The organism is Clostridium mediterraneense, assembly GCF_900091705.1.
Classification (GTDB): Bacteria; Bacillota; Clostridia; order Clostridiales; family Clostridiaceae; genus Sarcina; species Sarcina mediterraneense.
Map to the genome: position 1 here is coordinate 720,713 of NZ_LT594785.1, position 14,957 is coordinate 735,669.

2 protein-coding genes, 3 tRNA genes, 6 rRNA genes and 2 other annotated features are annotated in these 14,957 nt (G+C 43.2%); all 11 genes read left to right on the forward strand.

Going from position 1 to position 14,957, the window contains the following annotated elements:
* The 11 genes from BN8917_RS14860 (at nucleotide 1) to BN8917_RS05515 (ending at nucleotide 14,947) form a co-directional block, all read left to right on the forward strand.
* Nucleotides 1-1,425 (forward strand): 16S ribosomal RNA (locus tag BN8917_RS14860).
* Nucleotides 1,426-1,725: 300 nt separating this feature from the next.
* Nucleotides 1,726-1,801 (forward strand) — tRNA-Ala (locus BN8917_RS05470).
* Nucleotides 1,802-1,812: 11 nt separating this feature from the next.
* Nucleotides 1,813-1,889, forward strand: a tRNA-Ile gene (locus BN8917_RS05475).
* Between the two features lie 119 nt (nucleotides 1,890-2,008).
* Nucleotides 2,009-4,916, forward strand: a 23S ribosomal RNA gene (locus tag BN8917_RS05480).
* Between the two features lie 53 nt (nucleotides 4,917-4,969).
* Nucleotides 4,970-5,087 (forward strand): 5S ribosomal RNA (gene rrf, locus BN8917_RS05485).
* Between the two features lie 509 nt (nucleotides 5,088-5,596).
* A 16S ribosomal RNA gene (locus BN8917_RS05490) occupies nucleotides 5,597-7,110 on the forward strand.
* 219 nt (nucleotides 7,111-7,329) lie between these two features.
* A 23S ribosomal RNA gene (locus BN8917_RS05495) occupies nucleotides 7,330-10,237 on the forward strand.
* Between the two features lie 53 nt (nucleotides 10,238-10,290).
* A 5S ribosomal RNA gene (gene rrf / locus BN8917_RS05500) occupies nucleotides 10,291-10,408 on the forward strand.
* Together the 16S, 23S and 5S rRNA genes with 2 tRNA genes alongside form the textbook arrangement of a ribosomal RNA operon.
* 345 nt (nucleotides 10,409-10,753) lie before the next feature.
* Nucleotides 10,754-11,445, forward strand: a sequence feature (23S ribosomal RNA rRNA prediction is too short).
* 9 nt (nucleotides 11,446-11,454) lie between these two features.
* Nucleotides 11,455-12,324: a sequence feature (23S ribosomal RNA rRNA prediction is too short), on the forward strand.
* A gap of 62 nt (nucleotides 12,325-12,386) precedes the next feature.
* Nucleotides 12,387-12,461: transfer RNA gene (locus tag BN8917_RS05505), tRNA-Asn, on the forward strand.
* Nucleotides 12,462-12,861: 400 nt separating this feature from the next.
* On the forward strand, nucleotides 12,862-13,542 hold the full coding sequence (locus tag BN8917_RS05510) for a response regulator transcription factor (RefSeq protein ID WP_066871673.1): 681 nt from the start codon (nucleotides 12,862-12,864) through the stop codon (nucleotides 13,540-13,542).
* Between the two features lie 10 nt (nucleotides 13,543-13,552).
* Complete coding sequence (locus tag BN8917_RS05515; protein ID WP_066871676.1) at nucleotides 13,553-14,947, forward strand: sensor histidine kinase; 1,395 nt, start codon at nucleotides 13,553-13,555, stop codon at nucleotides 14,945-14,947.
* The last annotated feature ends 10 nt before the right edge of the window (nucleotides 14,948-14,957 follow it).

Consider the following 14,957-nt stretch of genomic DNA (forward strand, 5'->3'; position numbering starts at 1 on the left):
GGATTAGCGGCGGACGGGTGAGTAACACGTGGGTAACCTGCCTCATAGAGGGGAATAGCCTTCCGAAAGGAAGATTAATACCGCATAATATTATCGAGTGGCATCACTTGATAATCAAAGGAGCAATCCGCTATGAGATGGACCCGCGTCGCATTAGTTAGTTGGTGGGGTAACGGCCTACCAAGACGACGATGCGTAGCCGACCTGAGAGGGTGATCGGCCACATTGGGACTGAGACACGGCCCAGACTCCTACGGGAGGCAGCAGTGGGGAATATTGCACAATGGAGGAAACTCTGATGCAGCAACGCCGCGTGAGCGATGAAGGTCTTCGGATCGTAAAGCTCTGTCTTTAGGGATGATAATGACAGTACCTAAGGAGGAAGCCACGGCTAACTACGTGCCAGCAGCCGCGGTAATACGTAGGTGGCGAGCGTTATCCGGATTTATTGGGCGTAAAGGGAGCGTAGGCGGATACTTAAGTGGGATGTGAAATACTTGGGCTCAACCCGAGTACTGCATTCCAAACTGAGTATCTAGAGTGCAGGAGAGGAGAGTGGAATTCCTAGTGTAGCGGTGAAATGCGTAGAGATTAGGAAGAACACCAGTGGCGAAGGCGACTCTCTGGACTGTAACTGACGCTGAGGCTCGAAAGCGTGGGGAGCGAACAGGATTAGATACCCTGGTAGTCCACGCCGTAAACGATGAATACTAGGTGTAGGGGTTTCGATACCTCTGTGCCGCCGCTAACGCATTAAGTATTCCGCCTGGGGAGTACGGTCGCAAGATTAAAACTCAAAGGAATTGACGGGGACCCGCACAAGCAGCGGAGCATGTGGTTTAATTCGAAGCAACGCGAAGAACCTTACCTACACTTGACATCCCTTGCATTACCCTTAATCGGGGAAATCTCTTCGGAGACAAGGTGACAGGTGGTGCATGGTTGTCGTCAGCTCGTGTCGTGAGATGTTGGGTTAAGTCCCGCAACGAGCGCAACCCCTATTGTTAGTTGCTACCATTAAGTTGAGCACTCTAGCGAGACTGCCTGGGTTAACCAGGAGGAAGGTGGGGACGACGTCAAATCATCATGCCCCTTATGTGTAGGGCTACACACGTGCTACAATGGCAGGTACAGAGAGAAGCAAGACCGTGAGGTGGAGCAAATCCCATAAAACCTGTCCCAGTTCGGATTGAAGGCTGAAACTCGCCTTCATGAAGCCGGAGTTGCTAGTAATCGCGAATCAGAATGTCGCGGTGAATACGTTCCCGGGTCTTGTACACACCGCCCGTCACACCATGAGAGTTGGCAATACCCAACGTCCGTGAGCTAACCGCAAGGAGGCAGCGGCCTAAGGTAGGGTCAGCGATTGGGGTGAAGTCGTAACAAGGTAGCCGTAGGAGAACCTGCGGCTGGATCACCTCCTTTCTAAGGAATTAACTTTCTAGGATAACTAGAAAGACAAAAAATAAAAGCAAAAAGAATGCTACTTAATTCTCTGTTTAATTTTGAGAAACCTTTTGGTTACTCAAAATTGTTCTTTGAAAATTACACATATATAATGAAGCCGAATTAGTTGAAAAACTAATTTAAATATAATTCTTTGTAAATTTACGAGATATAAAAATAATCCGTAATNTTAGGATAACTAGAAAGACAAAAATAAAAAAACAACAAGAATGCTACTTAATTTTCTGTTTAATTTTGAAGGACTTAATCCTTTAAGATGGGGGTATAGCTCAGTTGGGAGAGCACTTGCCTTGCACGCAAGGGGTCAGGAGTTCGAATCTCCTTACCTCCACCATTTATCAATATGGGTCTATAGCTCAGGTGGTTAGAGCGCACGCCTGATAAGCGTGAGGTCGGTGGTTCGAGTCCACTTAGACCCACCATATTGTTCTTTTAAAATTACATATAAATTATAATAAAGTCAAATTAGTTTAAACTAATCTAATTTACTATATTCTTTGTAAATTTACGAGATATAAAAATAATCCGTAATTGACTAATAGGTCAAGCTACAAAGGGCGTACGGTGAATGCCTTGGCATCAAGAGCCGATGAAGGACGTGATAAGCTGCGATAAGCTTCGGGTAGGCGCAAATAGCCTGAGATCCGGAGATCTCCGAATGAGGAAACTCACATGGGTAACCCCATGTATCCTTAAGTGAATACATAGCTTAAGGAGGGAACACCTAGGGAACTGAAACATCTAAGTACCTAGAGGAAGAGAAAGAAAAATCGATTTTCTTAGTAGCGGCGAGCGAAAAGGAAAGAGTCCAAACCAGAAACTTGTTTCTGGGGTTGAGGATATAACATCAAAGTTAAGAGTTTGTAACCGAAGAGAGTTGGAAAGCTCTACCGTAGGAGGTAATAGTCCTGTAGGTTAAACGAACAAATAACGAGTTATAATCCAGAGTACCACGAGACACGAGGAACCTTGTGGGAAGCAGGGAGGACCACCTCCCAAGACTAAATACTACTTGATGACCGATAGTGAAGCAGTACCGTGAGGGAAAGGTGAAAAGAACCCCGGGAGGGGAGTGAAATAGAACCTGAAACCGTATGTCCACAACCGATCAAAGCGCCTTATGAGCGCGATGATGTGCTTTTTGTAGAACGAGCCAACGAGTTACGGTATGTAGCGAGGTTAAGTACTTAAGGTACGGAGCCGAAGGGAAACCAAGTCTGAATAGGGCGACTAGTTGCATGCCGTAGACCCGAAACCGGGTGACCTATCCATGAGCAGGTTGAAGCGAAGGTAAAACTTCGTGGAGGACCGAACCACGTTACTGTTGAAAAAGTATGGGATGACTTGTGGATAGCGGAGAAATTCCAATCGAACTCGGATATAGCTGGTTCTCCCCGAAATAGCTTTAGGGCTAGCGTCGGAACATTGAGTAATGGAGGTAGAGCACTGAATGGGCTAGGGGGCATAGCGCTTACCGAACCTTATCAAACTCCGAATGCCATATACTTTTACTCCGGCAGTCAGACTGTGAATGATAAGATCCATGGTCGAAAGGGAAACAGCCCAGATCGTCAGCTAAGGTCCCAAAGTGTAAGTTAAGTGGAAAAGGATGTGGGATTTCTAAGACAACTAGGATGTTGGCTCAGAAGCAGCCACTCATTTAAAGAGTGCGTAATAGCTCACTAGTCAAGAGATCCTGCGCCGAAAATGTTCGGGGCTAAAACTTACCACCGAAGCTACGGAATTGAATTTATTCAATTGGTAGGGGAGCGTCGTAATCGGGCTGAAGTCGTACCGTAAGGAGCGGTGGACTGATTACGAGTGAGAATGTTGGCATTAGTAGCGAGATGTGGGTGAGAATCCCACAGGCCGAAAACCCAAGGTTTCCTCAGGAAGGCTCGTCCGCTGAGGGTTAGTCGGGACCTAAGCTGAGGCCGAAAGGCGTAAGCGATGGACAACTGGTTGATATTCCAGTACCACTACAATCGTTATTATCGATGGTGTGACGCAGGAAGATAGGATGTGCTAGCTGTTGGATATGCTAGTCTAAGCGTTTAGGGAGTCATGGTAGGCAAATCCGCCATGGCAATTCTGAGGCGTGATGGGGAAGGTTCTACGGAACCGAAGTATCTGATTCTACGCTGCCGAGAAAAGCATCTAGAGAGAGAAGTAGTGCCCGTACCGCAAACCGACACAGGTAGGTGAGGAGAGAATCCTAAGGCCGGCGGATGAATCACAGTTAAGGAACTCGGCAAATTGACCCCGTAACTTCGGGAGAAGGGGTGCCTACGAGAGTAGGCCGCAGAGAATAGGCCCAATCAACTGTTTAGCAAAAACACAGGTCTCTGCTAAAGCGTAAGCTGATGTATAGGGGCTGACGCCTGCCCGGTGCTGGAAGGTTAAGGGGAATGCTTAGCGCAAGCGAAGGTATGAACTTAAGCCCCAGTAAACGGCGGCCGTAACTATAACGGTCCTAAGGTAGCGAAATTCCTTGTCAGGTAAGTTCTGACCCGCACGAATGGCGTAATGAATTGGGCACTGTCTCAACTGTGAATCCGGCGAAGTTGTAGTACGAGTGAAGATGCTCGTTACCCGCGATTGGACGGAAAGACCCCGTAGAGCTTTACTGTAGCTTAGCATTGAATTTTGGTATTGTCTGTACAGGATAGGTGGGAGACTGAGAAACTAGGTCGTCAGACTTAGTGGAGTCATCCTTGGGATACCACCCTGACATTACTGAAGTTCTAACTGGCGGCCATGAATCTGGTCACAGGACATTGTTAGGTGGGCAGTTTGACTGGGGCGGTCGCCTCCTAAAAAGTAACGGAGGCGCCCAAAGGTTCCCTCAGAACGGTCGGAAATCGTTCGTAGAGTGCAAAGGCATAAGGGAGCCTGACTGCGAGACATACAGGTCGAGCAGGGACGAAAGTCGGGCTTAGTGATCCGGTGGTACCTCGTGGGAGGGCCATCGCTCAACGGATAAAAGCTACCTCGGGGATAACAGGCTGATCTCCCCCAAGAGTTCACATCGACGGGGAGGTTTGGCACCTCGATGTCGGCTCGTCGCATCCTGGGGCTGAAGTAGGTCCCAAGGGTTGGGCTGTTCGCCCATTAAAGCGGCACGCGAGCTGGGTTCAGAACGTCGTGAGACAGTTCGGTCCCTATCCGTCGCGGGCGTAGGAAATTTGAGAGGAGCTGTCCTTAGTACGAGAGGACCGGGATGGACTGACCTCTGGTGCACCAGTTGTTCTGCCAAGAGCATAGCTGGGTAGCTAAGTCGGGAAGGGATAAATACTGAAAGCATCTAAGTATGAAGCCCCCCTCAAGATGAGATTTCCCATAGCGTAAGCTAGTAAGTTCCCTTCGAGAACAGGAGGTTGATAGGTCAGAGGTGTACGCATGGTAACATGTTTAGCTGACTGATACTAATAGAACGAGGGCTTGACCAAAAAGAAAAAGGTAAATATATATGTGTAATTTTTAGAGAATAATTTCTCAAAAATCTGGTGATGATGCTCTTTAAGGTAACACCCGTTCCCATTCCGAACACGAAGGTTAAGCTTTTAGAGGCCGATGGTACTGCACGGGCAGCTGTGTGGGAGAGTAGGTGGTTGCCAGGTCTTAATAAGGTAAAAAGTACTTGTAGTAATACAAGTACTTTTTTGCTATATAGAAATTTAATATACCAATAGAAGGTAGACTTAAGTTTAAAGTAGATAATTATATTTTTAATTTACAATGTATAATAACTAATTAATTTGCTAGTTAATTTCATTAAAAATGTTTTAAAACAAATAAACTTCACCTAGTGTATCGATAAAATAATTACATAGAAAAGTGTAGAAAAATAAAGAATTATAAATATAAGTTCTAATAAAATGAATAATATAATTTTATCAACTATTTTATTATGTTAGAATAAGATACGTTAATGACACGACATAAAACGACAAAGAATTTAGAAAATAAATTTTTTAGAAGATAAAAAAGTTATTGACATAACATTAAAAAGCTGTTAAACTGAATAAGTTGTTTAAAGGCAACTTGTTAAAAGGTCTTTGAAAATTAAACAGAAGAAATTAAGTAAACCAGCAATTCTTTTTATGTTTTAAGCTTAAGATTAAACTTTTAAATTGAGAGTTTGATCCTGGCTCAGGATGAACGCTGGCGGCGTGCCTAACACATGCAAGTCGAGCGATGAAGTTTCCTTCGGGGAACGGATTAGCGGCGGACGGGTGAGTAACACGTGGGTAACCTGCCTCATAGAGGGGAATAGCCTTCCGAAAGGAAGATTAATACCGCATAATATTATCGAGTGGCATCACTTGATAATCAAAGGAGCAATCCGCTATGAGATGGACCCGCGTCGCATTAGTTAGTTGGTGGGGTAACGGCCTACCAAGACGACGATGCGTAGCCGACCTGAGAGGGTGATCGGCCACATTGGGACTGAGACACGGCCCAGACTCCTACGGGAGGCAGCAGTGGGGAATATTGCACAATGGAGGAAACTCTGATGCAGCAACGCCGCGTGAGCGATGAAGGTCTTCGGATCGTAAAGCTCTGTCTTTAGGGATGATAATGACAGTACCTAAGGAGGAAGCCACGGCTAACTACGTGCCAGCAGCCGCGGTAATACGTAGGTGGCGAGCGTTATCCGGATTTATTGGGCGTAAAGGGAGCGTAGGCGGATACTTAAGTGGGATGTGAAATACTTGGGCTCAACCCGAGTACTGCATTCCAAACTGAGTATCTAGAGTGCAGGAGAGGAGAGTGGAATTCCTAGTGTAGCGGTGAAATGCGTAGAGATTAGGAAGAACACCAGTGGCGAAGGCGACTCTCTGGACTGTAACTGACGCTGAGGCTCGAAAGCGTGGGGAGCGAACAGGATTAGATACCCTGGTAGTCCACGCCGTAAACGATGAATACTAGGTGTAGGGGTTTCGATACCTCTGTGCCGCCGCTAACGCATTAAGTATTCCGCCTGGGGAGTACGGTCGCAAGATTAAAACTCAAAGGAATTGACGGGGACCCGCACAAGCAGCGGAGCATGTGGTTTAATTCGAAGCAACGCGAAGAACCTTACCTACACTTGACATCCCTTGCATTACCCTTAATCGGGGAAATCTCTTCGGAGACAAGGTGACAGGTGGTGCATGGTTGTCGTCAGCTCGTGTCGTGAGATGTTGGGTTAAGTCCCGCAACGAGCGCAACCCCTATTGTTAGTTGCTACCATTAAGTTGAGCACTCTAGCGAGACTGCCTGGGTTAACCAGGAGGAAGGTGGGGACGACGTCAAATCATCATGCCCCTTATGTGTAGGGCTACACACGTGCTACAATGGCAGGTACAGAGAGACGCAAGACCGTGAGGTGGAGCAAATCCCACAAAACCTGTCCCAGTTCGGATTGAAGGCTGAAACTCGCCTTCATGAAGCCGGAGTTGCTAGTAATCGCGAATCAGAATGTCGCGGTGAATACGTTCCCGGGTCTTGTACACACCGCCCGTCACACCATGAGAGTTGGCAATACCCAACGTCCGTGAGCTAACCGCAAGGAGGCAGCGGCCTAAGGTAGGGTCAGCGATTGGGGTGAAGTCGTAACAAGGTAGCCGTAGGAGAACCTGCGGCTGGATCACCTCCTTTCTAAGGAATTAACTTTCTAGGATAACTAGAAAGACAAAAAATAAAAGCAAAAAGAATGCTACTTAATTCTCTGTTTAATTTTGAGAAACCTTTTGGTTACTCAAAATTGTTCTTTGAAAATTACACATATATAATGAAGCCGAATTAGTTGAAAAACTAATTTAAATATAATTCTTTGTAAATTTACGAGATATAAAAATAATCCGTAATTGACTAATAGGTCAAGCTACAAAGGGCGTACGGTGAATGCCTTGGCATCAAGAGCCGATGAAGGACGTGATAAGCTGCGATAAGCTTCGGGTAGGCGCAAATAGCCTGAGATCCGGAGATCTCCGAATGAGGAAACTCACATGGGTAACCCCATGTATCCTTAAGTGAATACATAGCTTAAGGAGGGAACACCTAGGGAACTGAAACATCTAAGTACCTAGAGGAAGAGAAAGAAAAATCGATTTTCTTAGTAGCGGCGAGCGAAAAGGAAAGAGTCCAAACCAGAAACTTGTTTCTGGGGTTGAGGATATAACATCAAAGTTAAGAGTTTGTAACCGAAGAGAGTTGGAAAGCTCTACCGTAGGAGGTAATAGTCCTGTAGGTTAAACGAACAAATAACGAGTTATAATCCAGAGTACCACGAGACACGAGGAACCTTGTGGGAAGCAGGGAGGACCACCTCCCAAGACTAAATACTACTTGATGACCGATAGTGAAGCAGTACCGTGAGGGAAAGGTGAAAAGAACCCCGGGAGGGGAGTGAAATAGAACCTGAAACCGTATGTCCACAACCGATCAAAGCGCCTTATGAGCGCGATGATGTGCTTTTTGTAGAACGAGCCAACGAGTTACGGTATGTAGCGAGGTTAAGTACTTAAGGTACGGAGCCGAAGGGAAACCAAGTCTGAATAGGGCGACTAGTTGCATGCCGTAGACCCGAAACCGGGTGACCTATCCATGAGCAGGTTGAAGCGAAGGTAAAACTTCGTGGAGGACCGAACCACGTTACTGTTGAAAAAGTATGGGATGACTTGTGGATAGCGGAGAAATTCCAATCGAACTCGGATATAGCTGGTTCTCCCCGAAATAGCTTTAGGGCTAGCGTCGGAACATTGAGTAATGGAGGTAGAGCACTGAATGGGCTAGGGGGCATAGCGCTTACCGAACCTTATCAAACTCCGAATGCCATATACTTTTACTCCGGCAGTCAGACTGTGAATGATAAGATCCATGGTCGAAAGGGAAACAGCCCAGATCGTCAGCTAAGGTCCCAAAGTGTAAGTTAAGTGGAAAAGGATGTGGGATTTCTAAGACAACTAGGATGTTGGCTCAGAAGCAGCCACTCATTTAAAGAGTGCGTAATAGCTCACTAGTCAAGAGATCCTGCGCCGAAAATGTTCGGGGCTAAAACTTACCACCGAAGCTACGGAATTGAATTTATTCAATTGGTAGGGGAGCGTCGTAATCGGGCTGAAGTCGTACCGTAAGGAGCGGTGGACTGATTACGAGTGAGAATGTTGGCATTAGTAGCGAGATGTGGGTGAGAATCCCACAGGCCGAAAACCCAAGGTTTCCTCAGGAAGGCTCGTCCGCTGAGGGTTAGTCGGGACCTAAGCTGAGGCCGAAAGGCGTAAGCGATGGACAACTGGTTGATATTCCAGTACCACTACAATCGTTATTATCGATGGTGTGACGCAGGAAGATAGGATGTGCTAGCTGTTGGATATGCTAGTCTAAGCGTTTAGGGAGTCATGGTAGGCAAATCCGCCATGGCAATTCTGAGGCGTGATGGGGAAGGTTCTACGGAACCGAAGTATCTGATTCTACGCTGCCGAGAAAAGCATCTAGAGAGAGAAGTAGTGCCCGTACCGCAAACCGACACAGGTAGGTGAGGAGAGAATCCTAAGGCCGGCGGATGAATCACAGTTAAGGAACTCGGCAAATTGACCCCGTAACTTCGGGAGAAGGGGTGCCTACGAGAGTAGGCCGCAGAGAATAGGCCCAATCAACTGTTTAGCAAAAACACAGGTCTCTGCTAAAGCGTAAGCTGATGTATAGGGGCTGACGCCTGCCCGGTGCTGGAAGGTTAAGGGGAATGCTTAGCGCAAGCGAAGGTATGAACTTAAGCCCCAGTAAACGGCGGCCGTAACTATAACGGTCCTAAGGTAGCGAAATTCCTTGTCAGGTAAGTTCTGACCCGCACGAATGGCGTAATGAATTGGGCACTGTCTCAACTGTGAATCCGGCGAAGTTGTAGTACGAGTGAAGATGCTCGTTACCCGCGATTGGACGGAAAGACCCCGTAGAGCTTTACTGTAGCTTAGCATTGAATTTTGGTATTGTCTGTACAGGATAGGTGGGAGACTGAGAAACCAGGTCGTCAGACTTGGTGGAGTCCTCCTTGGGATACCACCCTGACATTACTGAAGTTCTAACTGGCGGCCATGAATCTGGTCACAGGACATTGTTAGGTGGGCAGTTTGACTGGGGCGGTCGCCTCCTAAAAAGTAACGGAGGCGCCCAAAGGTTCCCTCAGAACGGTCGGAAATCGTTCGTAGAGTGCAAAGGCATAAGGGAGCCTGACTGCGAGACATACAGGTCGAGCAGGGACGAAAGTCGGGCTTAGTGATCCGGTGGTACCTCGTGGGAGGGCCATCGCTCAACGGATAAAAGCTACCTCGGGGATAACAGGCTGATCTCCCCCAAGAGTTCACATCGACGGGGAGGTTTGGCACCTCGATGTCGGCTCGTCGCATCCTGGGGCTGAAGTAGGTCCCAAGGGTTGGGCTGTTCGCCCATTAAAGCGGCACGCGAGCTGGGTTCAGAACGTCGTGAGACAGTTCGGTCCCTATCCGTCGCGGGCGTAGGAAATTTGAGAGGAGCTGTCCTTAGTACGAGAGGACCGGGATGGACTGACCTCTGGTGCACCAGTTGTTCTGCCAAGAGCATAGCTGGGTAGCTAAGTCGGGAAGGGATAAATACTGAAAGCATCTAAGTATGAAGCCCCCCTCAAGATGAGATTTCCCATAGCGTAAGCTAGTAAGTTCCCTTCGAGAACAGGAGGTTGATAGGTCAGAGGTGTACGCATGGTAACATGTTTAGCTGACTGATACTAATAGAACGAGGGCTTGACCAAAAAGAAAAAGGTAAATATATATGTGTAATTTTTAGAGAATAATTTCTCAAAAATCTGGTGATGATGCTCTTTAAGGTAACACCCGTTCCCATTCCGAACACGAAGGTTAAGCTTTTAGAGGCCGATGGTACTGCACGGGCAGCTGTGTGGGAGAGTAGGTGGTTGCCAGGTCTATATAAGGTAAAAAGTACTTGTAGTAATACAAGTACTTTTTTGCTATATAGAAATTTAATATACCAATAGAAGGTAGACTTAAGTTTAAAGTAGATAATTATATTTTTAATTTACAATGTATAATAACTAATTAATTTGCTAGTTAATTTCATTAAAAATGTTTTAAAACAAATAAACTTCACCTAGTGTATCGATAAAATAATTACATAGAAAAGTGTAGAAAAATAAAGAATTATAAATATAAGTTCTAATAAAATGAATAATATAATTTTATCAACTATTTTATTATGTTAGAATAAGATACGTTAATGACACGACATAAAACGACAAAGAATTTAGAAAATAAATTTTTTAGAAGATAAAAAAGTTATTGACATAACATTAAAAAGCTGTTAAACTGAATAAGTTGTTTAAAGGCAACTTGTTAAAAGGTCTTTGAAAATTAAACAGAAGAAATTAAGTAAACCAGCAATTCTTTTTATGTTTTAAGCTTAAGATTAAACTTTTAAATTGAGAGTTTGATCCTGGCTCAGGATGAACGCTGGCGGCGTGCCTAACACATGCAAGTCGAGCGATGAAGTTTCCTTCGGGNCGGAACCGAAGTATCTGATTCTACGCTGCCGAGAAAAGCATCTAGAGAGAGAAGTAGTGCCCGTACCGCAAACCGACACAGGTAGGTGAGGAGAGAATCCTAAGGCCGGCGGATGAATCACAGTTAAGGAACTCGGCAAATTGACCCCGTAACTTCGGGAGAAGGGGTGCCTACGAGAGTAGGCCGCAGAGAATAGGCCCAATCAACTGTTTAGCAAAAACACAGGTCTCTGCTAAAGCGTAAGCTGATGTATAGGGGCTGACGCCTGCCCGGTGCTGGAAGGTTAAGGGGAATGCTTAGCGCAAGCGAAGGTATGAACTTAAGCCCCAGTAAACGGCGGCCGTAACTATAACGGTCCTAAGGTAGCGAAATTCCTTGTCAGGTAAGTTCTGACCCGCACGAATGGCGTAATGAATTGGGCACTGTCTCAACTGTGAATCCGGCGAAGTTGTAGTACGAGTGAAGATGCTCGTTACCCGCGATTGGACGGAAAGACCCCGTAGAGCTTTACTGTAGCTTAGCATTGAATTTTGGTATTGTCTGTACAGGATAGGTGGGAGACTGAGAAACTAGGTCGTCAGACTTGGTGGAGTCGTCCTTGGGATACCACCCTGACATTACTGAAGTTCTAACTGGCGGCCATGAATCTGGTCACAGGACATTGTTAGGTGGGCAGTTTGACTGGGGCGGTCGCCTCCTAAAAAGTAACGGAGGCGCCCAAAGGTTCCCTCAGAACGGTCGGAAATCGTTCGTAGAGTGCAAAGGCATAAGGGAGCCTGACTGCGAGACATACAGGTCGAGCAGGGACGAAAGTCGGGCTTAGTGATCCGGTGGTACCTCGTGGGAGGGCCATCGCTCAACGGATAAAAGCTACCTCGGGGATAACAGGCTGATCTCCCCCAAGAGTTCACATCGACGGGGAGGTTTGGCACCTCGATGTCGGCTCGTCGCATCCTGGGGCTGAAGTAGGTCCCAAGGGTTGGGCTGTTCGCCCATTAAAGCGGCACGCGAGCTGGGTTCAGAACGTCGTGAGACAGTTCGGTCCCTATCCGTCGCGGGCGTAGGAAATTTGAGAGGAGCTGTCCTTAGTACGAGAGGACCGGGATGGACTGACCTCTGGTGCACCAGTTGTTCTGCCAAGAGCATAGCTGGGTAGCTAAGTCGGGAAGGGATAAATACTGAAAGCATCTAAGTATGAAGCCCCCCTCAAGATGAGATTTCCCATAGCGTAAGCTAGTAAGTTCCCTTCGAGAACAGGAGGTTGATAGGTCAGAGGTGTACGCATGGTAACATGTTTAGCTGACTGATACTAATAGAACGAGGGCTTGACCAAAAAAAGAATAAATATAATTTATATGTAATTTAAGAATAATAAAATAATAATCCGGAATAGCTCAATGGTGGAGCAATCGGCTGTTAACCGAGAGGTTGTGGGTTCGAGTCCCACTTCTGGAGCCAAATTTTTAGATCTATATGATATCTTAATTGATTTCATATAGATTTTTTATTTTATTATATAATTATAATATTAATCTATAATATATAGATTAAGCTTTAGTAAAGTATAAATTAAAAGATATATTAAAAATAATAAAAAAATTTTGTAATATAATAATATTAATGTAATTAGTTTGTTATTTAGACCTTTTATATTTTGTTATATAATAATCATGGGGAATATTTGAATTTAGCTTTGTTTACAATTACTTTAGAGTAGAAATAATAGATTTAATTAATAAATTTTATTGAGAATAGGAGGTAAAAGATTACTTTCTATTTTATTTATATTAATTATTTTTATAATATTGAATTATGATATATAATATATGTATATAATTGTTACGGAGGATTAAAGAATATGAAGATTTTATTAGTAGAAGATGAAGAAAGTATAAGAGGATTTTTAAAGATAAACTTCCAAAGAGAAAAGTTTACTGTTATTGAATGTGAAAACGGTGAAGAAGGAATAAGAAGAGCTGCTATTGAAAAACCAGATATAGCTATACTTGATGTTATGCTTCCTGGAATAGATGGATTTACAGTATGTCAACAATTAAGAGAAAAGTTCCCTAACATAGGAATAATAATGTTAACTGCAAAAGGAGAAGATATGGATAAGATAATGGGACTTCAATATGGTGCTGATGACTATGTTGTTAAGCCTTTTAATCCATTAGAAATTACATTAAGAGTTAAGGCTTTAATTAGAAGACTTGAAGATTATAAGATAGAAGATGAAAATACAATTAAGTCAGAAGAATTCTTATTAGATCTATATTCACAAAGTTTATTTAAAAATGATGTAGAAATAGATGTAACTCCAAAAGAATTCTTACTTATGAAGATATTTTTACAAAATCCAGGTAAGGCATTTACTAGAGATGAGCTTTTAAATTTAGTTTGGGGAATTGACTTCTTTGGAGATCCTAAGATAGTTGACGTTAATATAAGAAGACTTAGAGCAAAGATAGAAGAAGTACCTTCAAAACCAAAATACATAGAAACTATATGGGGAACAGGATATAGATGGAAGAGATAGAGGTATGTAGATGAAAAGTATAAAAAGTAGGTTAGTTAAGAGCTTCGTTTTAGTTGTTTCTGTAACCATACTTATAGTGTCAGTTATGTTTTTAATATTTATTACTAGATATTATTATCAAGGAACTGAAGATATACTTAAGAGCCAAATCAAAATAGCTGCTGATTTTTATGATAAATATTTATATGAAAATTCTTTAGAATATAATGTTTATGAGGATAAAGATATATTCTGGCAGCAAACTGATGCACAAGTACAAATTTATAATAATAATGGAGTACTACTTATGGATTCGCTTGGTGTAGATAAACATGGTCCTGAGCCTTCTGATGTTAAAAAAGCATTAGAAGGTGGAGTAGGAGAATGGGTTGGACACGTTGAATATAGTGATGAAAAAGTAATGGCTATTTCGTATCCCTTAGAGAGTAAAGGTAAAATAGTTGGAGCAGTTAGATATATAACTTCTTTAGAAGGAATAAATAATTTTATTCTAAAATTTGCTGCTGTATTTATAATAATAGGAATTGCTGTTCTTATTATTGGAATAGGTATAAGTTATTTCCTTGCTAATGGTATAGTAAATCCTTTAAGGACTTTGACTGAAACATCAGAAGAAATAGCTAAAGGAAATCTCAATGCAAAAAATAAAATAGAGACAGAAGATGAAATTGGAAAGCTTGCATATACTCTTAATTTTATGGCTGATGAAATTAAGAAGAGAGAAGAATTAAAGAATGATTTTATATCATCAATATCTCATGAACTTAGAACTCCTTTAACTTCAATTAAAGGATGGGCTATTATTTTAAATAATGATAATACTGATAAAGAAACTTTAAAGCAAGGTTTCAATATTATTGAAAAAGAAGCTGATAGACTTAGCCATATGGTTGAAGAATTACTTGATTTCTCTAAGTTTGTTAGTGGAAGAATAAAGCTTAAGAAAGAGGAAATGGAGCTTAATGATTTTACTCAATATCTTAAGATGTATATGGAACCAAGAGCTGTTAGAGAAAATAAAGAATTTAAAATTAGTAAATGTAATCAAGATGTATTTATCAATGGAGATAGAGATAGATTAAAACAAGTATTTATTAATCTTATAGATAATGCATTTAAGTTTACTGATGAAGGTGGAACAATCTCTCTTACTTTAAAAAATCAAGAAGATAGTGCAGTTATGATTGTTGAAGATAATGGATGTGGTATAAGCAAAGAAGAGCTTCCAAAGGTTAAAGAAAAGTTCTTTAAAGGAAAGAACTCAAAATCACAAAATGGTATAGGATTATCAATTTGTGATGAAATAATAAAATTACATAAGGGAACTTTCGATATTGAAAGTGAACTTGGTGTTGGAACAAAAATTTCTATAACTCTTCCTAAATTTGATGAGATTGAGGAATAGAAGTATGAAA